Origin of the sequence: Subtercola sp. RTI3 (assembly GCF_035018625.1) — a bacterium.
GTDB lineage: Bacteria > Actinomycetota > Actinomycetes > Actinomycetales > Microbacteriaceae > Subtercola > Subtercola vilae.
The window spans coordinates 1-19920 of the sequence record NZ_JASJXO010000036.1; the positions used below are offsets into that span (position 1 = coordinate 1).

Annotated in this window: 18 protein-coding genes, 1 tRNA gene, 1 pseudogene and 1 riboswitch; of the genes and pseudogenes, 9 read left to right on the forward strand and 11 right to left on the reverse strand. The window is 66.5% G+C overall.

The features are described from left to right. Nucleotides 1-96 precede the first annotated feature (96 nt). The 5 genes from treZ to QN358_RS13000 are packed head-to-tail and all read right to left on the reverse strand — an operon-like array spanning nt 97 to nt 8058. The gene (gene treZ / locus QN358_RS12980) at nt 97-2046 is read right to left on the reverse strand and encodes a malto-oligosyltrehalose trehalohydrolase (RefSeq protein ID WP_323512636.1); all 1950 of its coding nucleotides are present in this window, start codon (nt 2044-2046) and stop codon (nt 97-99) included. A gap of 2 nt (nt 2047-2048) precedes the next feature. Then, nucleotides 2049-4433: a malto-oligosyltrehalose synthase gene (treY, locus tag QN358_RS12985; RefSeq protein WP_323512637.1), complete on the reverse strand. Its 2385-nt coding sequence runs from the start codon at nt 4431-4433 to the stop codon at nt 2049-2051. Nucleotides 4434-4454: 21 nt separating this feature from the next. Next, nucleotides 4455-6656, reverse strand: coding sequence for a glycogen debranching protein GlgX (glgX, locus tag QN358_RS12990; RefSeq protein ID WP_136641551.1), 2202 nt, complete (start codon nt 6654-6656; stop codon nt 4455-4457). A gap of 51 nt (nt 6657-6707) precedes the next feature. Next, nucleotides 6708-7631, reverse strand: coding sequence for an LLM class F420-dependent oxidoreductase (locus QN358_RS12995; RefSeq protein ID WP_323512638.1), 924 nt, complete (start codon nt 7629-7631; stop codon nt 6708-6710). A 37-nt stretch (nt 7632-7668) separates the two neighbouring features. Next, nucleotides 7669-8058, reverse strand: coding sequence for a hypothetical protein (locus QN358_RS13000; RefSeq protein ID WP_323512639.1), 390 nt, complete (start codon nt 8056-8058; stop codon nt 7669-7671). 40 nt (nt 8059-8098) lie between these two features. Further along, a riboswitch (TPP riboswitch) is annotated at nt 8099-8208 on the forward strand. A gap of 97 nt (nt 8209-8305) precedes the next feature. Between QN358_RS13000 and QN358_RS13005 the strand changes: the two genes are divergently transcribed. From QN358_RS13005 to QN358_RS13020, 4 genes are read left to right on the forward strand one after another with little or no spacing between them, the layout of a single operon-like run. After that, the gene (locus QN358_RS13005; protein ID WP_323512640.1) at nt 8306-8932 is read left to right on the forward strand and encodes an ECF transporter S component; all 627 of its coding nucleotides are present in this window, start codon (nt 8306-8308) and stop codon (nt 8930-8932) included. Nucleotides 8933-8935: 3 nt separating this feature from the next. Further along, nucleotides 8936-10615 carry an ABC transporter ATP-binding protein gene (locus QN358_RS13010; protein WP_416351992.1) on the forward strand — a complete coding sequence of 560 codons (1680 nt, stop codon included), beginning with the start codon at nt 8936-8938 and terminating at the stop codon, nt 10613-10615. Beyond that, entirely contained in the window at nt 10612-11400 is a 789-nt protein-coding gene (locus tag QN358_RS13015) for an energy-coupling factor transporter transmembrane component T family protein (protein ID WP_136641556.1), read from the forward strand. The genes QN358_RS13010 and QN358_RS13015 overlap by 4 nt, the downstream gene beginning before the upstream one ends. A 26-nt stretch (nt 11401-11426) precedes the next feature. Beyond that, nucleotides 11427-11705 carry a hypothetical protein gene (locus tag QN358_RS13020; protein ID WP_323512641.1) on the forward strand — a complete coding sequence of 93 codons (279 nt, stop codon included), beginning with the start codon at nt 11427-11429 and terminating at the stop codon, nt 11703-11705. Between the two features lie 117 nt (nt 11706-11822). Here the strand turns inward: QN358_RS13020 and QN358_RS13025 are convergent, their stop codons facing one another. From QN358_RS13025 to orn, 4 genes are all read right to left on the reverse strand, one after another. Further along, nucleotides 11823-13070 (reverse strand): hypothetical protein, encoded by a 1248-nt coding sequence (locus QN358_RS13025; protein ID WP_323512642.1) that lies wholly within the window; start codon nt 13068-13070, stop codon nt 11823-11825. A 19-nt stretch (nt 13071-13089) separates the two neighbouring features. Beyond that, a complete protein-coding gene (locus QN358_RS13030; protein ID WP_136641559.1) occupies nt 13090-13440 on the reverse strand; it encodes a metallopeptidase family protein in 351 nt (116 codons plus the stop codon). Nucleotides 13441-13505: 65 nt separating this feature from the next. Continuing rightward, a tRNA-His gene (locus QN358_RS13035) sits at nt 13506-13581 on the reverse strand. Between the two features lie 36 nt (nt 13582-13617). Continuing rightward, entirely contained in the window at nt 13618-14238 is a 621-nt protein-coding gene (gene orn / locus QN358_RS13040; protein ID WP_323512643.1) for an oligoribonuclease, read from the reverse strand. Nucleotides 14239-14414: 176 nt separating this feature from the next. Between orn and QN358_RS13045 the strand changes: the two are divergent. Both QN358_RS13045 and QN358_RS13050 read left to right on the forward strand, forming a co-directional pair. Further along, nucleotides 14415-14864: pseudogene (locus QN358_RS13045) on the forward strand (DinB family protein); the annotation flags it as partial. Nucleotides 14865-15023: 159 nt separating this feature from the next. Further along, nucleotides 15024-15893 carry an aldo/keto reductase family oxidoreductase gene (locus tag QN358_RS13050; protein ID WP_323512651.1) on the forward strand — a complete coding sequence of 290 codons (870 nt, stop codon included), beginning with the start codon at nt 15024-15026 and terminating at the stop codon, nt 15891-15893. 59 nt (nt 15894-15952) lie between these two features. Here QN358_RS13050 and QN358_RS13055 read toward each other — a convergent pair whose 3' ends face one another. Both QN358_RS13055 and QN358_RS13060 read right to left on the reverse strand, forming a co-directional pair. After that, nucleotides 15953-16321, reverse strand: coding sequence for a VOC family protein (locus QN358_RS13055; RefSeq protein ID WP_323512644.1), 369 nt, complete (start codon nt 16319-16321; stop codon nt 15953-15955). A 16-nt stretch (nt 16322-16337) separates the two neighbouring features. Next, on the reverse strand, nt 16338-16490 hold the full coding sequence (locus QN358_RS13060; RefSeq protein ID WP_161580373.1) for a hypothetical protein: 153 nt from the start codon (nt 16488-16490) through the stop codon (nt 16338-16340). 197 nt (nt 16491-16687) lie between these two features. Between QN358_RS13060 and QN358_RS13065 the strand changes: the two genes are divergently transcribed. The 3 genes from QN358_RS13065 (at nt 16688) to chvE (ending at nt 19838) form a co-directional block, all read left to right on the forward strand. Beyond that, a complete protein-coding gene (locus QN358_RS13065) occupies nt 16688-17701 on the forward strand; it encodes a LacI family DNA-binding transcriptional regulator (protein ID WP_323512645.1) in 1014 nt (337 codons plus the stop codon). A 200-nt stretch (nt 17702-17901) separates the two neighbouring features. After that, entirely contained in the window at nt 17902-18612 is a 711-nt protein-coding gene (locus QN358_RS13070) for an L-ribulose-5-phosphate 4-epimerase (protein WP_323512646.1), read from the forward strand. 137 nt (nt 18613-18749) lie between these two features. Beyond that, on the forward strand, nt 18750-19838 hold the full coding sequence (gene chvE, locus QN358_RS13075) for a multiple monosaccharide ABC transporter substrate-binding protein (RefSeq protein WP_416351993.1): 1089 nt from the start codon (nt 18750-18752) through the stop codon (nt 19836-19838). Nucleotides 19839-19920 lie beyond the last annotated feature (82 nt).

Genomic DNA, 19920 nt, shown 5'->3' on the forward strand with positions numbered 1-19920 from the left:
GGCTCGGAGATGTGTATAAGAGACAGCCCCACAGCCCCACAGCCACCCACCCCCTGAACCGCGTTTTTGCCCTCAGGGTTCGGAGTACGGACGGGGTCAGGCGCGACGGTAGACGATGGCCGAGTGCGGCGGGAGCGACGAGGGTGACGACGCGTCAGGAGGGGAATCGTTTGACGAGGCTGCCGAGGCTGAGGCAGCGGCGGGGTTGGGATCGGCCAGAACGTCGGCGGTGGCGAGCAGCAGCTCGCCGAGGGGGGCGTCGATTATGGAGTCAGCGACGGCGGAGGCGTCGAGGGGGGTGTCGGAGAAGTTGATCAGGATGCTGATCGCGCCGCGGCGCAACTCGAACCACCGCGCCTTCTCGTCGAAGCGCACGTCGATGTGGTCGAAGCGCGGGTCGGTGAACTCGGGCGCGGTGCGCCGCAGCGTCGCCAGCTCGCGGTACAGCCGCAGTAGCTTCACGTGCCGGCTCTCGCCGCCAGGAGTCGAGTCGCCAGCTGCGCGCGGGTCGGCAGCGCGCGAGTCGGCAGCGCCGGCGACGGCAGGCGAAGACGCGTCGGCGAGGCCGGCCTCGGCCCAGTCGAGCTTCGAACGCTCGAAGGTCTCGGGGTCTTGGGGGTCGGGCACAGAGGCTTCGTCCCAGCCCATTTTCGCGAACTCGGCGATGCGGCCCTTGGCGGTGGCTTCGCCGAGGTCGTGTTCCGGATGCGACGTGAAGAACTGCCACGGTGTCGATGCGGCCCACTCCTCGCCCATGAACAGCATGGGGGTGAACGGCCCGAGCAACGTGATGACGGCGGCGATGGCGAGCTGGCCATCCGTCAGCTGTGCGCTCAGGCGGTCGCCGGTGGCCCGGTTGCCGATCTGATCGTGGTTCTGGTTCGCCACGACCAGCCGCCACGAGGAGGTGTGTGCCGTGTCGATCGGCTTGCCGTGCTTCTTCTCGCGAAAGCTCGAGTAGGTGCCGTTGTGGAAGAAGCCCTCGGTGAGCACCTTCGCCAGCGCCGCCAGTGAGTCGAAGTCGGCGTAGTAGCCCGTGGTCTCGCCAGTGAGGGCGACGTGCACGGCGTGGTGGAAGTCGTCGCTCCACTGGGCGGTCAGGCCGTGGCCCTCGCTCTCCCGCGGAGTGAACATCACCGGGTCGTTGAGGTCAGACTCGGCGATCAGTGTGAGCGGCCGCCCGACGAACGACGAGAGCGCGTCTACCTCGGTCGACATCTCTGCGAGCAGGTGCGGGGTCGAGCTGTCGTGCAGCGCGTGCACCGCATCGAGGCGCAGCCCGTCGGCGTGGTAGTCATTCAGCCACATCAGGGCGTTGTCGATGATGTACCGACGCACTTCGGCCGAGTCGTCGCCGTCGAGGTTGATCGACGAGCCCCACGTGTTCGAGGCCGCGTCGTTCAGGTACGGGCCGTACAGCGGCAGATAGTTGCCGCTCGGGCCGAGGTGGTTGTAGACGACGTCTTGGATGACCGCCAGGCCTTTTTCGTGACAGGCGTCGACGAACCGCTGGTACGCGGCGGGCCCGCCGTAGAGTTCGTGCACGGCGAACCAGAGCACTCCGTCATAGCCCCAGTTGTGCGTTCCGTTGAAGCCGTTCACGGGCAGAACTTCAACGAAGTCGACACCGATCGACACGAGGTGGTCGAGCTTGCCGATGGCCGCGTCGAGGGTGCCCTCAGGGGTGAACGTGCCGATGTGCAACTCGTAGATCTCGCCGCCGGCAAGCTGGCGGCCCTTCCACGTGCTGTCGTTCCATTCGTGCGAGGCCGGGTCGTAGGTGCGCGAGAGATCGTGCACACCGCCTGGCTGCCGCCTCGACCTGGGGTCTGGCAGGGCCGGAGCATCGTCGCCGCCCGAGCCGTCGAGCACGTACCCGTAGTCGGCCTCGACGAACGCTCGGCCGTCGAACTCGGGAGCCGTGAACCAGCCGTCGCCGCGTGGTGTCATGGCGATGGAATGCAGCGGCAGATCAGCGCCCTCACGCACACGCAGCGTCACATCTTTCGCCCGCGGGGCCCACACATCGAACTGTTTCAGCGTCATGGTCAGGCTTCCTCTGCGGGCACCAGCAGTGCCACCGGGTAGGTCGAGAGCAGGTCGGCGAGCAGGATGCGCGCCCCATCGTATGAGCGACCCGTGATGACGTCGATCACCCGCGGGTGATCGGTGCCGATGCTGGTGTCGCCCCAGCCGCCCGCCGCGGCGAGCCCCACGGGCAGCCGGGTGGCCACGGTGATGGCGTCGTCACGGTCGAAGGCCACCACGTGCAAGGCGGCTGACCCTGCGGCCACGAGCGGGCGGTATCCCACGAACAACCCGGGCCGGTCGCGCCGCAACCGGAGCGCACGAGACGTGACCAGGAGCTTCGCCGCGCCAGAACCGTCGATCGCCGGCACTTCGCCGGCGTCGATGCGCGCCAGCAGCTCGCGGCGCATGCCGTAGTCGACCGGGCGGCGGTTGTCGGGGTCGACGAGCGAGGTCTCCCAGAGTTCAGAGCCCTGGTACACGTCGGGGGATCCCGGCGCGGTGAGTTGCAGCAGCTTCAGCGACAGCGAGTTCGACCACCCCGGCGCCAGAACCTGGCTGAGAAAGGCATCGAGTAGCGAACCCACGGCGGGGTTGTCGAATGCGCTGTCGACCAGCTCGTGCATCCGTGCCTCGAATTCGTCGTTCACGTCGAGCCAGTCGGTCGAGTCGCCAGCTTCTCGGGCGGCCTTCTCTGCGTAGGCGTGCAGACGTTCGCGTGACGCGGGCCACGACCCGATGATGGCCTGCCAGAGCAGGTTCTCGAGCTGACCGTCACCGAGCGGCACGAGTTCACGGAGTTTCGCGACAGTGGATGCCCACTCCGTCGGCAGCTCAGAGATGACGCTGATGCGTGCCCGGGTGTCTTCGCCGCGCTTGGTGTCGTGGGTCGAGAGAGTGGTCATGGCGTTCGGGTACGAGCGCATGCGGGTGACCTGGCGTTTGTGGAACTCGGCCACGTCGATGGCGAACTCTCCCGGGTCGGCTCCGACCTCGTTGAGCGAGGTGAGGCGGTTGTATCGGTAGAACGCGGTGTCTTCGACGCCCTTCGCCATGACCATGCCCGAGGTCTGCTGGAAGCGGATGGCGGCCTCGTTCGAGGCGTCGCCGAGCGCGGGCAGAATGGCGTCGATCGTGGCGGCGAGGTCGGGCCGGTGCGAAGCCGCGAGGGCTGCGGCCTTCTGCAGCTGGTCGAGGCCGAGCGGCAGGTACGAGCGGTACACCGGAAAGCAGGTGAGCAGCTCGCCGATGGCGTCGGCGACGCTCGCTGGTTCGAGCGGAGAGCCGGCGGGCGAGCCTCCGGCCGCATCGGCCTCGGGGGCAGGGCCGACTCCGAACCCGTTCACCGCCCCGCTCGCCTCGAGGTCGCGCGCGATGCGCAGCACCTCCGAGTGCAGAATGCCGTCGGCGACTTCGCGCTTGGTCTCGTGGATGAGCGCCTCGAATGACGAAGGAACGGGGCGCGAAGGAGTCGCGAGCGACTGATCGAGGGCATCCAGGGCCGCCTGCCCCGCCGGGTCGACGAGCACGCGGTCGAAGTCGGCGAGCGCGTCGTAGCCCGTGGTGCCCGCCGTCGCCCACTCGGGCGGCAGCTGCTCGCGCCCCTCGAGAATCTTTTCGACGAGCACATAGCCGTGCCCGGTCAGCTCGCCGAGCCGTTCGAGGTAGGCGCCGGGGTCGCGCAGGCCGTCAGGATGATCGACCCGCAGCCCATCGGCCAGCCCCTCGGTGAACCACCGCGCGATCTCCGCGTGCGACTCGGCGAACACGGCCTCGTCTTCGACCCGGATGCCCGCGAGCGTGTTCACCGCGAAGAACCGTCGGTAGTTCAGGTCGTAGTCGGCCCGTCGCCAGTTGATCAGTTCGTAGTTCTGGCGCGCGTGCACTGTGGCCGCATCGGCCCCGTCGTCAGCGGTGCCGGGCGCCAGAGGGTACCGGTTCTCGTAGTAGTGCAGCTCGTCGCCCACCACCTCGAGCCCGTCGAGTGAGTCGTCGCCCAGCACAGGTAGACGCACCTTGCCGCCGCCGAACTCCCAGTCGATGTCGAACGCAGCCGCGTAGCGCGAGGCCTGGCCGTGCGTCAGTAGATCCCACCACCACAGGCTGTCGCCCGGCGTCGCGACGCCCACGTGGTTCGGCACGATGTCGATGAGCACGCCGAGCCCGAGCGACCGAGCCTCGGCCACCGCCTTCTCGAGACCAGCCGCCCCGCCCCGGTCGGGGTCGACCTGCGCGTGATCGATCACGTCGTAACCGTGGTCTGACCCCTTCTCGGCCTTCAGCAACGGCGAGAAGTAGAGCCAGTCGGCCCCGAGGTCTCGGAGGTACTTCGCTGCCTCTGCCGCTTCGGCGAGAGTGAACGCCGAAGTGATCTGCAGGCGGTAGGTCGACGTGGGGCTCGGCATTGTGCTCGTTTCTGTGTGGGGTCAGCCGACCGACGGCCGGTTGGCGGGAATGATCGGCACGGCGCCGGTCATGCTGCTGAGGGAGGCCGCGACCGAGTGGTCGGGGTCGGGAAGGTCGGTTCGGTGCGCGCGCAGCACCAGCATCGATTTCGGGTAGACAGTGATGACGTCGCCCGGTTTGCTGGGCGCCTCATCGGTGGCCTGGCCCGCGGTGTCGATGACGACATCCCAGGCCCGGGCGTACTCGACGCTCGGCAGGGTGAAGGGCACGGCCGCGTCGTCGGCGTTGAAGTACAGCAGAAAGTTCACGTCGGTAACGCGCTCGCCGCGGTAGTCGCGCCCGCGAATGCCCTGCCCGTTGAGAAACACGCCCACCGAGCGGCTGAGCGGGGTGTCCCACTCCTCTGGCTCCATCTCGCGTGCCTCAGTGTTCAGCCATACGATGTCGGGCAGCGGCTCGCCGCGCCCGCGCCTCACCGGCCGGCCATCGAAGAAACGGCTGCGCCGAAACGTGGGGTGCTCCTTGCGCAGGCGCATCACGGCTGACGTGAACTCGGTGAGCGGCTCGTCAGCCGTCTTCCAGTGCACCCATGAGAGCTCGTTGTCTTGCGCGTAGGTGTTGTTGTTGCCCATCTGCGTGCGGCCGAGTTCGTCGCCGTGCAGAAGCATCGGTACACCCTGGCTGAGCAGCAGTGTGGCCAGAAAGTTGCGCTGCTGCCTCGCGCGGAGGGCCCGGATGCCCGGGTCGTCGGTTGGCCCTTCGACACCGCTGTTCCAGCTGCGGTTCGACGACTCGCCGTCTTGGCCGTTCTCGCCGTTGGCGTCGTTGTGCTTCTCGTTGTACGACACCAGATCGGCCAGCGTGAAGCCGTCGTGCGCGGTGACGAAGTTGATCGAGGCCACCGGGCGACGCCCGGAGTGCTCGTACAGGTCAGAAGACCCCGTGAACCGCGAGGCGAACTCGCCGAGCGAGGCGGGCTCGCCCCGCCAGAAGTCACGCACGGTGTCGCGGTACTTGCCGTTCCACTCCGACCATTGAGGCGGAAAGTTGCCCACCTGGTACCCGCCCGGCCCGACATCCCACGGCTCGGCGATGAGCTTCACCTGCGACACCACCGGGTCTTGCTGCACGAGCTCGAAGAAGCTCGACAGTCGGTCGACGTCGTAGAACTCGCGGGCGAGAGTCGAGGCGAGGTCGAACCGAAAACCGTCGACGTGCATCTCGGTGACCCAGTAGCGCAGCGAGTCCATGATCAGCTGCAGCGAGTGGGGGTGCCGCACATTGAGGGTGTTGCCGGTACCGGTGTAGTCCATGTAGTACCGCTTGTCGTCATCCATCACGCGGTAGTAAGCCTCGTTGTCGATGCCCCTGAACGAGAGCGTCGGGCCCAGATGATTGCCCTCGGCGGTGTGGTTGTACACAACGTCAAGAATTACTTCGATGTTGGCCGCGTGCAAGGCCTTGACCATGCCCTTGAATTCCTGCACCTGCTGGCCGCGCTCGCCCGCAGACGAGTAGGCGCTGTGCGGTGCGAAGAACCCGATCGTGTTGTAGCCCCAGTAGTTGTGCAGGCCCTTTTCCAGCAGGGTCGAATCCTGTACGAACTGGTGCACGGGCATCAGTTCGATGGCCGTGATGCCCAACCGCTGCAGGTGTTCGATGGTGGCCGGGTGTGCGATGCCGGCGTACGTGCCGCGCTGGTCTTTCGGCACCTCGTGGTTGAGCTCGGTGAGCCCCTTCACGTGCGCCTCGTAGATGATGGTCTCGTTGTACGGCACCTTCAACTCGCGGTCGCCCGACCAGTCGAAGAACGGATTGATCACCACGCCGTACATCATGTGCTTGGCCGAGTCGAGGGTGTTCTCTGAGTCGGGGTCGCCGAAGTTGTACGAGAACAGCGACTGATCCCAGTCGATGGTGCCGCTGGTCGCCTTTGCGTACGGGTCGAGCAGCAGCTTGTTCGGGTTGAACCGCTGACCGTTCTTCGGGTCGTACGGGCCGTACACGCGGTACCCGTAACGCTGCCCGGGCTGAACCTGGGGCAGGTAGCAGTGCCAGACGAAGGCGTCGACTTCGTGCAGCAGAATGCGGGTCTCTGCGCCTTTCTCGCCGAACAGACAGAGCTCCACCTTCTCTGCGCCTTCACTGAAGATGGCGAAGTTGGTGCCGCTGCCGTCGAACGTCGCGCCGAGGGGGTATGCAGATCCGGGCCAGCTGTCCACAGAGATCTCCTGTTCAGTTGAGGTGGGGTCGTTGTGAAAGAGGGTGGTGCGTTAGGAAAGGTGAGGTGCGATCTCGCTCGCGATGAACTCGAGATGATCGAGGTCACTGAGGTCGAGCACCTGCAGGTAGAGTCGTTCGGCCCCGAGGTCAGCCAGTTCGCCGATGCGGTCAATGGCTTCGGATGCTGTGCCGCCGAGCCCGCTCTTTCGTAGCTCCTCGGGGTCGCGCCCGATCGCCGCCGCCCGACGTCTGAACTCTGCCTCGTCGGCCCCGACTGCGGTTGTCACCGCAACCGAGTACACCATCGAGTCGGCGTCGCGGCCGATGGCCTCGCAGGCGGCCCGAACGCGCTCGAACTGCGGCCGGATGTCGGCGATCTCAGGAAACGGAATGTTGAATTCCGTGGCGAACCGTGCGGCCATGGCCGGCGTGCGCGCCTTGCCGGAACCACCCACGATGATGGGCAGCGCGGCCTGCACCGGTTTCGGCAGCGCGGGCGAATCGACGAGGCGGTAGTGCTCACCCTCGAACGAATACGTCTCGCCCACCGCGGTGCCGAAAAGCCCGGTGACGATCTCGAGCTGCTCTTCGAGTAGGCCGAAACGCTTCTCCGGGAACGGGATGCCGTAGGCCTCGTGTTCGCGTGCGAACCAGCCGGTTCCGAGGCCGAGTTCGGCTCGGCCGCCCGACATCTGGTCGACCTGGGCGACCTGAATCGCAAGTATGCCCGGGTACCGGTACGTCACCGACGAGACCAGCGTGCCCAACTTGATGCGGGAGGTCTCCCGCGCCAGCCCGGCCAGAGTAGTCCACGCGTCGGTCGGGCCCGGTAGCCCCGGCTCGTCGCCCATGGCGAGGTAGTGGTCAGAGCGAAAGAACGCGTCGAAGCCCAGTCGTTCACTCGCCTGCGCCACAGCGAGAATGTCGTCGTACGTGGCGCCCTGCTGGGGCTCTGTGAAGATTCGCAAGTGCATGCCTTCAGCCTGACATACTTCGCTGCGAACGCGCGGTTCAGGCTGCTTGACGCAGGCGCACCCGGTGCCACGTAGTAGGCTCCGCGCCGAAACCCACCCGAATGCGGTCTTCGCTCGTGGGCCGATCGGCGTCGTAGAGCACCGTCACGCCGCCGCCGGCGAGGGCCACAGTGAACGTCATCGCCCCCGAGCGCGGGGTGAGGCTGCGCGCCTGGCCATCGCGAGATGTGAACGAGATGATGGTCACCGTCGAGGAGAGCCGTGACAGCAGGCCCGCCGAGAGCGGGGGAGCAACCGTGACGGCCCGGCCGTTCACACGGGTGCCGTTTGTGCGGAGCCAGGCCTCGGTCATTCGGCGATGCGCCGCTACGGCCAGGAACATGACAGCAATGATCGCGATCACGGCGAGAACGAACAGCGGCATCATGGTGGAGTCAGAATAGCGGGTCGCCCGCAGAAGTGGGATAATGGCCTCACACGGGAGTCCGGTGAGCCGGGCTGAGAGGAAGGTTCTCAACCTTCGACCGTCGAACCTGATCTGGATCATGCCAGCGCAGGGAGCAGACACTCTCCGAGCCGTCGCTTCCGTCGGCTCCCGCTTACTGCGGTGCTGACGGAAGCGACGTCTCATCACCCGTGCCCTGAAAAATTCGTTCAACGAAAGGGCACGACAAGTGCAGACAACAACAGCAACAATCGGTGTATCAGCGGCGCGCAGTTCGCTCGGGCGCTGGCGGGTGGTCGACATCATCGTGGCCAGCGTCATCGGCGTGGCGGCGGGGCTCATCTTCTGGGCCTGGGGGTTGGCGTACAACCCCATCGGCACTCCGCTCGAGGCGGCTCTGCCGGGGCTCCAGGGTCTGGTGAACGGCGGCTGGCTGTTTGCTGGCGTGCTGGGTGCGCTGGTCATCCGGAAGCCCGGTGCGGCACTGTACACCGAGCTCGTGGCCGCCATCGTGTCGGCCCTGATCGGCACCCAGTGGGGGCCGTGGACCTTGGTCTCGGGGCTCACACAGGGCATCGGCGCGGAGATCGTGTTTGCGCTCTTCCTCTACTCGAGCTACCGGCTCGGAGTGGCGCTGCTCGCCGGGGTCGGAGCCGCTGTTGCGCTCTCGATCACCGACCTCATCGTGTCGTACCCGGGGTCAGACACTCCGTTCATCATCATCTACACGGTCACATCGATCATCTCGGGCGTGGTGATCGCCGGGCTGCTGTCGTGGCTGGCGATGCGCGGAATCGCCCGAACCGGTGCGCTCAGCCGGTTCGCGTCGGGCCGCGAATCAGCGGTGCGGGTCTAGCGCATGGCCCGGGGTCGCTCGGTGCCGCCGCCACGCGGTTCTGCCGCGGTGGCGGGGTCGAGCGACCCCGCGGGAGCCGTGGCCGGCGTTGCCGGCGGCGCGGGCACCGGCGGCGGCGGCGCGCGGGTCGAGGCGCGCGGCTGGGGCTGGCGGCACGCCGGTCGAGCGGCGTGGGCCGTGAGCGAACTCGACCTCGTCATAGAGCCGGGCGAACGCGTGCTGCTCTTGGGAGCATCCGGAGCCGGCAAGTCGACGCTCATCTCTGCGCTCGCGGGCGTGCTCGGCGGCGACGACGAAGGCGAACAGGCGGGGGAGTTGAGCGTCGGCGGGGTGCGTCCGGTGGATGCGCGCGGCCGCGTCGGGCTGCTGCTGCAAGACCCCGACTCGCAGGTCATGCTCGCGCGGGTCGGCGACGATGTCGCCTTCGGCTGCGAGAACCTCGGGGTTTCTCGAGATGAGATCTGGCAGCGGGTGGCAGAGGCGCTCGACGCCGTGGGGCTGCGAGTTCCGCTCTCGCACCCGACCTCAGAGCTCTCGGGCGGGCAGAAGCAGCGCCTCGCGCTTGCAGGCGTGCTGGCCATGCAGCCGTCGCTGCTGTTGCTCGACGAACCCACTGCCAACCTCGACCCCGAGGGGGTACGCGAGGTTCGCGATTCGGTCGCGCGGGTGCTCGAACACTCCGAAGCCACGTTCGTGGTGATCGAACACCGCGTCGAGATCTGGCGGCACCTGGTGAACCGTGTCGTGGTGCTCGCGCCCGGCGGGGGAGTGCTCGCCGACGGGCCTCCCGGCGACGTGCTCGTCGAGCGCGGCGCTGAGCTGGCGGCGTCGGGGGTATGGGTTCCCGGGTTTCCGCCGGCGCGGCCGGTACGGCGTGCGCTCCTCTCCTCCACGGGTAGTCACTGGTCTACGGGTAGTGACTGGCCTGCGGGTGGCGGGTCGGCTGCGGGTCTCGACGCGGATCAGCAGAGGGCCGCCCACGCGGCCGCGAGTGGCCTCGGGGTCGAGCGGCTGCTGCGCGCCACAGACCTCTCGGTGGCGCGGGTGAAGGGCCGAGCCGTGGCGGTGGGTCTTGCGCTCGAGATCGAGCGCGGCACAGCCGCCGCTATCACCGGGCCGAACGGCGCCGGCAAATCGACACTGGCGCTCACCCTGGCCGGGCTACTGCCGCCCCTGGCCGGGCGGCTCGAAGCCGGTGAGGCCTTCGCCGCGGGTGCCGGGCCGAGCCCCATCCGCTGGATGTCGCGCCAGCTGCTCACCCGCGTGGGCACCGTCTTCCAAGACCCCGAACACCAGTTTCTGAGTACCACCGTGCGCGGTGAACTCGCCGTCGGCCCGCGCGCCCTCAAGCTTCCGCAGGCCGAGATCGATGAGCGAGTGGATGCCCTGCTCGCGCGTCTGCGCCTCACCGCGCTCGCGGCGGCGAACCCCTTCACCCTGTCGGGCGGGGAGAAGCGGCGCCTCTCGGTGGCCACCGTACTCGCCACCCGCCCCTCGCTGCTCGTGCTCGATGAGCCCACGTTCGGGCAGGACTCTCGCACCTGGGCCGAGCTCGTGGCGCTGCTCGCCGAGCTGCTCGACGAGGGCACCGCGCTGGTCGCCGTCACGCACGACACCGATTTTGTCGACGCGCTCGCCGACCGGGAGCTGCGCATGCCGGCGCGGGCCGAGGGGCTGGCATGAGCATCCTGACTCCGACGCGTGGCACACACGTGGTCTATTCGATCAACCCGGTCGCCAAACTGGCGGCGGCATTCGTGCTGAGTTTCACGCTGGTGCTCTCGATCGACTGGGTGTCGGCGTCGGTCGCGCTGGTGCTGGAGGGCATCCTGTTTCTGTGGGCGGGGCTGAGCGCGCGGCAGTTCTTTCTGCGCACGCTGCCCGTGTGGGTTGCCGCGCCCGCCGCGGCCGTGACCACGGTGCTCTACGGCAGGCCGGCGGGCGCCACCTACTTTCAGCTCTACCTGATTCACGTCACCGACGGCTCGTTCGAGCTGGCGCTGGCTACTCTGCTGCGAGTGCTCGCCATCGGGCTGCCCGCGGTGGTGCTCTTCGTCACCATCGACCCCACTGACCTCGCCGACGGCCTGGCGCAGGTGCTGCACCTGCCGAGCCGATTTGTACTCGGCGGCCTTGCGGGCCTGCGGCTCGTGGGGCTGTTTCTCGACGACTGGCGGTCGCTGCAGCTCGCGCGGCGGGCCCGTGGGGTGGGCGATTCGGGGCGCATCAGGCGGTTCTTCAGCCAGGGATTCGCACTGCTGGTGCTCTCGATCAGACGCGGCAGCAAGCTCGCCACCGCGATGGAGGCGCGTGGATTCGGTTCGACGATCGAGCGGACCTATGCCCGCGAATCGCGATTCGGGTGGCGGGAAGCGGTGCTCATCGCGCTGGCGGCGCTGGTCGCGTTGGTGGCTGTCACGGTGTCGGTGTCAACCGGAACGTGGAACTTCATCGGCAGCGCCAGCTGAGCGCACGCTCGCGATACGGTGGATGCATGACAGATTCAACAGCACCCACCGGTTACACCGTCGAGTACATCGACGGCCCCCTGAAAGGCCAGATCGATACCCGTCTGTACGTCGACGGCGCGTACGACAAGACGTTCGGCGTCATTGCGCTGGTCGACGGCCTCGAGTCGAACTTCGAGTACACCGCCGTCGGTGAGCGTGAGCTCAACGGCCAGACCCACGTCAGCTACTCGTTCGACGCCGCCTCGAGCGACTCGCCCGTGAGCGACGACAACGCGCAAGACCTGGGCGAGGCCCTCGTCTAGGTTCTGCGCTCGATTGTCGATCGACTTTCCCCACTCCGTCGGCCGCCTCCGCGCCGGGCGACAGGGTGGGGAAAGTCGATTTGTTCGCGGAGCGACGGATGCGGGTGTGGGCGCAGGTCAGGAGCGCGAGGCGATGAGGGCCTGGATGACCTCCACGGGGTGGGTGAGGCGCCAGAGCGGCCCCGGGTCGGTGAGCGCATGGTCGAGTTTCAGCGGCACGGTGAGCGCTCCGCCCGGCAGGTTGAACGACACCGTGCCCGCGGCTGTTCCACCCGAGCCGGTGGAGACGGTGGCCGTCGAGACGGAGTGCGTGATGGGGGTCGCCGACCAGAGCATCCGGGAGTCGTCGCTGACAGCTACGCCCTGTGCACTCTGGCCCCACGGGGTCGAATACGTCACGAACGCGTCACCTGTCGTCACGATGGTCGTCGACGTGAGATTGGTGGCGGCAGAGGCGAGCAACGTGCCCATGTCGGCGTTCAGCGTGTCGTAGCCAGGCTCCCGCAGCATGCTTCCGTAGAGGGTGGCCGGCTTGCCGCTCACCTGCACTGTGGCCTTGTAGAGCAGGCAGAGCCCCGCCTGGTCGGTGTAGCTCAGCGACAGGCCAGTGACCCCCTTGTCGGGCATGTAGCTGGCCAGGTTCGTCACCAGGCGGCCGCCGTTCACGGTGGTCGAGGGCAGTGGCATGATCTCGCCGATGACGGGCACGCTGAAGGCGAGCTTTGCAATACGGGCGAGATCGGATGCTGTACCCACCGAATCGCTCGACAACCCCGTGGCGTCGGAGACAAGGGTGCCCGTGAAGCCGTTCTTCGCCAGCCACGCGTTCGCGGCCGTCACATACCCGTCGACGGAGCCGAATGCCCACCGCGCCAGCGCATCGGCGTGGTTGTTGCTCGAACCGAGCAGCATGGCCTGCAGCATGTCGCGCTCGCTCCACGACTCGCCCGTGATGAACGAGATGGCCCGCGCGCTGTCGGCGATGTAGCTCACGTAGCCGGCGTAGTCTTCGGGCGTGATGACGATCGACTCGCCCTGCTTGCCAGCGTCGACGGGCTTGGCGTCGAGCACCACGAGTGCCGTGATCACCTTGGTGGTGCCCCCGAGCGGAACCGCCGAAGCGTCGCCAGACGAGGCCAGAACGCTGTCGGCGCCGTCAGCTGTGAGGGCGCTCGCGCCGGTCTGCGGCAGAGTGGGGGGAGTGGGCGCCGCGATGGTGGTGTCAGCCCCCAGAACGGTGGCGCTCGCAGCGGGAAGAGGGCCGATGAGGGTGGCCGGCCCGTAGACCCCGATGCCCAGAATGACGAGGGCGCCGACCCCCACGAAAACACCACGGCGGATGCGGCTGGCTATCGTCGAGGGCATGCCTCAGGCTAACCCGCAATCACGCCCAGCCGAGGTCGTGCAGGCGTGCGTCGTCGATTCCGTAGAAGTGGGCTATCTCGTGCACGAGAGTGATGTGGATCTGGTCGCGCAGTTCGTCGAGGTCTGCACAGATGCTGAGCAGTGGTTCGCGGTAGAGCACGATGCGGTCGGGCATCTCGCCGAAGCCGTACTGGCCGCGCTCGGTGAGGGCGACTCCGTCGTAGAGGCCGAGGAGGTCGAGCGAGCCGTCTTCTGGGCGGTCTTCGACCACGAAGACGACATTGTCGAGGCCGTCGATCATGTCATCGGGCAGCAGGTCGAGTTCGGCCACGACCAGGGTCTCGAACGCGTCTTCGTCGAGGTCGAGCATCCGGAAGCCCCTTTCACGAAAAAACGAGCGGCCCGGCGAACCGGACCACTCGTTCATTCACTCGGTGGGGTGAGTAACGGGGCTCGAACCCGCGACCTCCTAGACCACAACCAGGCGCTCTGCCAACTGAGCTATACCCACCATGTGCCATGCGAACACGGCAACCAGACGATTCTATTACAGCTTTGAGGCGAACTCTGCCACAACCTCGGCCGCGATGACTTTCAGGTCTGCCGAAGCGGGCCCGGGAGCGGGTACGAACACGGCTTTGCGGTAATACTCGAGCTCGCGAATCGACTCGAGAATGTCGGCCAGTGCACGGTGGCCGCCGTCTTTTGCGGGGGCGTGAAAGTAGATGGGCGGAAACCAGCGGCGCGCGAGCTCTTTGATCGACGAGACATCGACGCTGCGGTAGTGCAGGTGGGCGTCGACCCGCGGCATGTACTTCGCGAGAAACATGCGGTCGGTGCCGATGGTGTTGCCCGCGATCGGCGCCTTCAGCTCGTTGGGAACGAACTTCAGAATGTACTCGAGCACCTCGAACTCGGCCTCGGCCAGGCTCACGCCGTTCGGAATCAGCTTGTCGAGCCCCGACGTCTCGTGCATCGTGCGCACGAAGTCGTTCATGTGCTCGAGGGCCGAGTCGTCGGGCTTGATCACGATGGTGAATCCGGGGTCGAGCAGGTTCAGCTCGAAGTCGGTGACCACCACCGCCACTTCGACGAGTTCGTCGACGGCGAGGTCGAGCCCGGTCATTTCACAGTCGATCCAGACCAAGCGGTCTGTTTGTGCACTCATGCGCCCAAGTCTATCCGGCGGCATCACCGCGTCACGGTGCGGCGGTGGTGCGCGGCCGGGAGCTGCCCGCTGGCATGATGTCGTGCATGGATGAGGCAAGCGGAACGGCGAACGGTGTGCGGTTCGGTGTCACCGAGCCGGCGCACCGGGGAGACGAGCGCACGAGCATTGTCGGCATGCTGCAGCGCCAGCGCGATCTGGTCTGTTGGAAGCTGCGGGATGCACCCACCGACGCGCTCGGCGCCGCATTGCTCACCACCGGTGATGGCGCCCCCGCGACCGGCTCGGGCCAGACCCCGAGCGGCATGAGCCTGCCCGGGCTGGTGCGGCACCTCACGAACGTCGAGCGCTCGTGGCTGCGCGACGTCTTCGCGGGCGAGCAGGGGCTTGAGTACGACTGGAGCGACGACGACCCCGACGCCGAGTGGCGGGTGCCCGCGGCAACCACGATGGCCGCGCTGCTGGCCGACTACACGGCCGAATCGCAGCGCTGTGACGCCGTCGTGGCCTCCGCTGCCGACCTCGACGTTGTTTCGGCGCGGCGTGGCTTCTCGCTGCGCTGGATTCTGCTGCACCTCATAGAGGAGACCGCGCGCCATCTCGGGCACGCAGACCTGCTGCGCGAGCAGCTCGACGGCGTCGTGGGCGAGGAGCCCACGGATGAGAGCTGCCCGGTGGCCGACGACGCAGCGGCACAACGACCGGCTGCTCCCAGCCGCAAGGAGGAGAGTGGCAGCAGCGACTCGGGCGAAGCCGGGGCCGCGCCCATCGACGACAGGACACCCATGGCATCCACAGCTCTCCCCGGCGGCACCTTCACCCTCGCTGGCGGCCCCACCCTCACCCGCATGGGGTATGGCGCCATGCAGCTCGCGGGCCCGCACGTCTTCGGGCCCCCGGCCGACCGCGAGGGCGCCGTCGCCGTGCTGCGGGCGGCCGTCGAGCTCGGCGTCACCCACATCGACACGTCTGACTTCTACGGCCCGTATGTCACCAACGAGATCATCAAAGAGGCCCTGCACCCCTACCCCGCGGGCCTGCACCTCGTCACGAAAGTCGGTTCGCTGCGCGACGCCGAAGGCAACTGGCCGAAGGCTCTGTCACGCGACGAGCTGCGCAAGGCCGTCGACGACAACCTCGAGCATCTCGGTCTCGACGCGCTCGAGGTTGTGAATCTGCGGGTGGGCGGGTTCGACGCCCCCGCACCCGGTTCGCTCGCCGAGCCGTTCACCGTGCTCGCCGAGTTGCAGCAGGAGGGGCTCATCCGGCACCTCGGCGTGAGCACCGTCGATGCCGCCCAGCTCGCCGAAGCCCAGAGCATTGCGCCCGTCGTGACCGTGCAGAACTTCTACAACATCGCCAACCGCGCCGACGACGCACTCATCGATTCGCTCGCCGCGCAGGGTATCGCCTACGTGCCGTACTTTCCGCTCGGCGGGTTCACGCCGCTTCAGTCCGACACGCTCAGCCACGTCGCCGAGCAGCTGTCGACGACACCGATGGCCGTGGCGCTGGCGTGGTTGCTGCAGCGCTCGCCGAACATCCTGCTCATTCCGGGCACCTCGTCGGTCGCTCACCTGCGCGAGAACGTGGCGGGTGCCGCTCTCGAGCTGGCACCGGATGCCCTCGAGAAGTTGAACGCCATCGCGGGCTGAGCGCCGCGGCGTAGCCCGGGCCCCGCGGCCTCAGCCGAGGGTGCGCGGCGTGCGCCGGGTCAGCCGGGAAGCTGCTGCAGAGCCCACGAATTGCCGTCGGGGTCGCTGAAGTAGGCGTAACGCACTCCGCCACCCATGTCGCTGACGTCGGAGACGTCGACACCCCGCCCGCCCAACTCGGCCCGGGCCGCATCGACGTCGTCGACGACGAGGTGGATGCCGTGCACCGGTGGGCCTCCAGCCGTACCCATGCCCACCCCGATGACGATCGAGCAGGCCGAACCGGGCGGCGTCAGCTGCACGATGCGCATGCCATTGCCGGGTTGCACGTCGTGGTCGAGCAGAAACCCCACTCTGTCGACGTAGAAGGCGATGCTGCGGTCGATATCGCTCGAGGGCAGCGGAATCAGTTCGAGTCTCATGTGCATGGTGGGTACCCGGTGTTCAGTGGTTAGCAGAGATGATGCCCACGATGCCATTGATCAGAAAGTACGCACCCACGGCGGCAACTCCGATCCAGATGGCGATTCTGCTCGTGCTCGGTTTCTTCGGATCTCCGGGTTCGTTCGGCTCGAGTGGAGGTGGGGTGTAACTCACGATGGCAGCCTTACCTGATTGACGATACTGAGAGAATTCTCACGAGTGACTGTCACATTTGTGACATGTGACAGTCACCTTGGGAGAACGGCCCCATGCGAACGGTACATAATGGGCGAGCGTACCATTTTGGTTGAACGTTCACATTGGCGTGACACTGGGCCGCGACACCCATTCGTTTGCAGAGACAGGCCCTCATGGCAGCTGATCCCCGCCCAGAGCGTGCGCCGAGCATCCGCGATGTCGCCCGATTGTCAGGTGTTTCGCACCAGACCGTCTCACGCGTGCTCAACAATGCCACCGGTCTTCGCGACGAGACCCGCCAGCGTGTGCAGGAGGTCATCGACGAGCTGCATTACCGGCCGAACCGGGCCGCTCGCATGCTCGTCACGAGCCGCTCACGCACCTTCGGCATTCTCTCGGCGTCGAGCGCCCAGTACGGCCCAGCCTCCAGCATTGCAGCCATCGAGCACGCGGCGCGCGACGAAGGGTACTTCGTCAACACGGTCACGCTCGACAGCGGCGACCGGGCATCCATCGAACGCGGCCTCAACCATCTGCTCGACCAGGCCGTCGAGGGCGTGGTGGTCATTGCGCCACAGGTGCGGGTCTTCAACACGCTTCGCGAGATGAACCTCACGGTGCCCATTGTCACTCTGCAGTCGAACGGCACCACTGACCACGCACTGTCTGTCGATCAGATTCTCGGTGCGCGGCTGGCTACCCGACACCTCATCGAGCTGGGGCACCGCGACATCTATCACCTCGCGGGCCCGCAGGACTGGATCGAGGCCGAAGCCCGCATGCACGGCTTTCTCACCGAGATGTCTGACCACGACGTGCCGGCGACGGCTCCTATTCTCGGAGACTGGACCGCCGAGTTCGGCTTCTTTGCCGGCCGTGAGCTTCTGCGCGTGCGTGACTTCACGGCGATCTTCTCCTCGAACGACCAGATGGCCCTGGGTCTCATTCATGCGATTCGGGATGCTGGCCTCGATGTGCCCGGTGACATCAGCATCGTCGGGTTTGACGACATTCCCGAAGCGCGGCACTTCTGGCCGCCGCTGACAACCGTGCGTCAAGACTTCGCCGAGCTGGGGCGGCGCTGTGTGGCGCTGCTGCTGAACGGTGGCGCGGATGAGACGGGCGTGGCTTCTGAGCTCGTTCCCGAGTTGCTCGTGCGCTCGAGCACAGCGCCGCCTGCCCGCTGATCGAGCTCGCCCGACGGGCGTGTCTGGCGCGCGCGGCAAGCGCGGTTACCGAACTGTGATAACCGCGGCTTGACAGCGCGCATTGCCGTGTGGCTCAATGAGTTCAGCCCAAAGTGAACGTTCACATGAACGGTCACATCTGGGGTTCCCCGGCGTGAATCGCCTGACCCAACCGCAATTTGTGACGAAGGAGTCCGCACGTGAACTACGGCGCTGAAGTTGAGGTCACCATTGCGCGTGTTCGCGCTGAGGTGTCTCGTCTGCACGCCGAGCTCACTCGCTACGAGCTCGTCATCTGGACGGGCGGCAACATCTCGGCCCGGGTGCCGGGTGCCGATCTCTTCATCATCAAGCCCAGTGGTGTGAGTTACGACGACCTCGCCCCCGAGAACATGATTCTCTGCGATTTCGACGGTGTCGTCATCGAAGCGACTCCGGGGTCGAACCGTTCGCCCTCGAGCGATAGCGCGGCGCACGCCTACGTGTACCGCCACATGCCAGAGGTCGGTGGCGTTGTGCACACGCACTCCACGTACGCCACGGCGTGGGCCGCACGGGGTGAGGCCATCCCGTGCGTCATCACCGCGATGGCCGACGAGTTCGGCGGAGAGATTCCTGTCGGCCCGTTCGCCATCATCGGCGACGATTCCATCGGCGTGGCCATCGTCGAGACGCTCACCGGTCACCGTTCGCGTGCCGTTCTGATGCAGAACCACGGTGTATTCACTATCGGCGCCGATGCCAAAGACGCCGTGAAAGCCGCGGTGATGGCCGAAGATGTGGCCCGCACCGTGCACATCTCCCGGCAACTCGGCACCCCGTTGCCGATTGCCCCAGAAGCGATCGACGCCCTTTTCGACCGCTACCAGAACGTCTACGGACAATCTGCCCTCCCCACTTCTCGTCGCTGACGAGACACAAGCCTGCGCGACCTCGCACCGATGTCCGCTGGAATCACAGCATCTGCTGAACAACGAAGTCCAAGCACGAATTGAAAGGAAATACTGTGAAGAAGAAGGTTGTACTTTCTCTCCTGGCCTCAGCCGCCATGGTTGTCTCACTGGCCGCCTGCTCTAGCGGCAGCTCATCGCCGTCGTCGTCGACCGGAGGCGCAGCAGCCGGCGCCGGCGGCCTCATCGGCGTCGCAATGCCCACCAAGTCGAGTGAGCGTTGGATCGCTGACGGAAACAACATCAAGCAGCAGCTCGAGGCAGCCGGTTACACCGTCGACCTCGAGTACGCAGAAGATGACATCCCCACCCAGGTCACTCAGCTCGAGAACATGATCACCAAGGGCGCCAAGGCCCTGATCATCGCCTCGATCGACGGCACCACGCTGACGAACACGCTGCAGAACGCCAAAGACAACAACATCCCGGTCATCGCGTACGACCGCCTCATTCGCAACTCGCCGAACGTGGACTACTACGCGACCTTCGACAACTACAAGGTCGGAGTCGAGCAGGCTACCTCGCTGCTCACCGGGCTGAAGGTTCTCGACGCCAGTGGCAACAAGACCGGCACCAAGGGCCCGTTCAACATCGAGCTGTTCGCCGGTAGCCCCGACGACAACAACGCCACGTTCTTCTTCAATGGCGCGATGGACACCCTGAAGCCGTACATCACCGATGGCACCCTCGTTGTGAAGAGCGGCCAGACCGACTTCAACACGGTGGCAACACTGCGTTGGGACCCGGCCACCGCTCAGGCGCGCATGGAGAACATCCTGACGTCGACCTACTCGAACGGCACCACGAAGGTCAACGGCATCCTGTCGCCCTACGACGGCCTGTCGCGCGGCATCATCTCGGCGCTGACCTCTGCTGGGTACACCACGGCTGACATCCCCGTCATCACCGGTCAAGACGCTGAGCTCGACTCGGTCAAGGCCATCAACGCCGGCGAGCAGTACTCGACCATCTACAAAGACACTCGCGAGCTCGCGAAGGTTGCTGTAGCCATGGCCACCGCTGTTCTCACCGGGGCAACGCCTCAGACGAATGACACGAAGACCTACAACAACGGCATCAAGGTCGTTCCGGCCCAGCTGCTGCAGCCGGTCACGGTCACCAAAGACAACGTCAAGAGCGTTCTGATCGACGGTGGCTACTACACCGCTGCTCAGGTCAACGGCTAGTCTGAACCACCCCCACTCGGCCCGGTCCGCTGTCACCAGCGGGCCGGGCCGCACCCCTTACGCATCACCCCGCTCACTTATA